A 1,894-nucleotide genomic window follows, 5' to 3' on the forward strand; every position below is an offset into this window, starting at 1 on the left:
GAGAGTTTCAAAGCTGATCTTGATGCCTATATCACGCACTGGAATACGGTAAGGCGTCAGGTGAAGCTTAGGGGCCTGACCCCGGTGGAGTACCGGGTTCAGGCCCTGCAGGAGGCCGTATAGCGGCTATTATTTAATGCGTCCAAGTTTCGGGGCGCAGTTCACATCTGGGGGGCAGGAAGCCGGGGGCTTTCATACGCTATTCGCTATTGCAGAAGCAGCTGTTATGCCTTGGGCGCTTCGTAGCGGGGGAACACCGGTGCGGGTGCGGGCAGTTCGGTGCCGGGCACGAGTGCGGTGCCGAGGGCTGCGAACTGGCGTGCGTCGCCTTCGGGTACGCCGAGCAGGGTCAGCAGCTTGGCGGTTGCGTCGGGCATGACGGGCTGCAGCAGCAGGGCGACCTGGCGCACGACCTCGAGGGTCACGTACAGCACGGTGTTCATGCGGTCGAGTTCGCCGTTCTTGCGCAGGGTCCAGGGTTCCTGCTCTGCGAAGTAGGCGTTGGCGTCTGCGAGGACGGTCCAGATGCGTTCCAAAGCGCGGTGGAATGCCTGCTCGTCGAAGTCTGCACGGACGGGCTCGTAGAGGGCTGCCGCCTGGTCGAGGATCTGGCGGTCGGCTTCGGTGAATTCGCCGTGCTCAGGCACAGCTCCGCCGCAGTTCTTGGCGACCATGGACAGGGAACGCTGGGCGAGGTTGCCGAGGTTGTTGGCCAGGTCGGAGTTGATGCGGTTGATGATGGACTCTTCGGAGTAGGAGCCATCCTGGCCGAAGGACACTTCACGCATGAGGAAGAAGCGGACCGCGTCCAGGCCGAATGCGTCGACGAGGTTTGCGGGGTCGACGACGTTACCGACGGACTTGGACATCTTTTCGCCGTTGACGAGCAGGAAGCCGTGGCCGAAGACGCGCTTGGGCAGTTCGATTCCGGCGGACCACAGGAATGCGGGCCAGTAGATGGAGTGGAATCGGGTGATGTCCTTACCGATGAGGTGCAGGTCGGCGGGCCAGTACTTGACGAACAGTTCGTTGTCGGTGTCGGGGTAGCCGAGGCCGGTCAGGTAGTTGGTCAGCGCGTCGACCCACACGTACATGACGTGCTTGTCGTTGCCGGGTACGGGCACACCCCAATCGAAGGTGGTGCGGGAGATGGACAGGTCGTTCAGGCCGCCCTTGACGAAGGAAATCAGTTCGTTGCGGCGGGATTCGGGGTAGACGAAGCCTTCGTTGGCGTAGAGTTCGAGGAGCTTGTCACCGTACTTGGAGAGGCGGAAGAAGTAGGATTCTTCTTCGGTCCATTCGACTTCGGTGCCGGTTGCGATGGCGTAGCGCTGGCCGTCGCGGACTTCGGTTTCGTCTTCGGCGTAGTAGGCTTCGTCGCGGACGGAGTACCAGCCGGCGTACTTGTCGAGGTAGATGTCGCCGTTTTCTTCCATGCGCTTCCAGATTGCCTGGGATGCGACGTAGTGGTCGGGGTCGGTGGTGCGGATGAAGCGGTCGTAGCTGATGTTCAGCGCGTCGTTCATTGCTTTGAAGCGTGCGGAGTTCTCGTCGGCGAGTTCTTTGGCGGTCTTACCGAGCTTCTCGGCGGTGGTCTGCATCTTCTGGCCGTGCTCGTCGGTGCCGGTCATGAAGCGCACGTCGAAGCCGTCGAGGCGCTTGAAGCGGGCTAGCACGTCGGCTGCGATGGTTTCGTAGGCGTGGCCGATGTGCGGGTTGCCATTGGGGTAGGAGATGGCGGTGGTGATGTAGAACGGAGTTGCAGTCATAACTTTCAGTTTACCGCAGTCTTAGGCGCGACTCTCACCGGGGTTACACTCTGATACGCGATAAGCACCAAGCCACCAGGTAACAGGCTGCCACGCCGCATGTTTCCTCCGCGCCTACGCAGGGG

2 protein-coding genes are annotated in these 1,894 nt (G+C 61.4%); one reads left to right on the forward strand and one right to left on the reverse strand.

Annotated features, from left to right (window positions below; all coding sequences use genetic code 11):
* A partial coding sequence (locus HMPREF2879_RS09610; protein ID WP_141753022.1) for an IS3 family transposase occupies nucleotides 1–123 on the forward strand: 123 nt, incomplete at its 5' end.
* A gap of 101 nt (nucleotides 124–224) precedes the next feature.
* Here HMPREF2879_RS09610 and metG read toward each other — a convergent pair.
* Nucleotides 225–1,769: a methionine--tRNA ligase gene (gene metG / locus HMPREF2879_RS02705; protein WP_070593895.1), complete on the reverse strand. Its 1,545-nt coding sequence runs from the start codon at nucleotides 1,767–1,769 to the stop codon at nucleotides 225–227.
* Nucleotides 1,770–1,894: the final 125 nt, after the last annotated feature.

The organism is Rothia sp. HMSC069C04 (genome assembly GCF_001812895.1).
Classification (GTDB): domain Bacteria; phylum Actinomycetota; class Actinomycetes; order Actinomycetales; family Micrococcaceae; genus Rothia.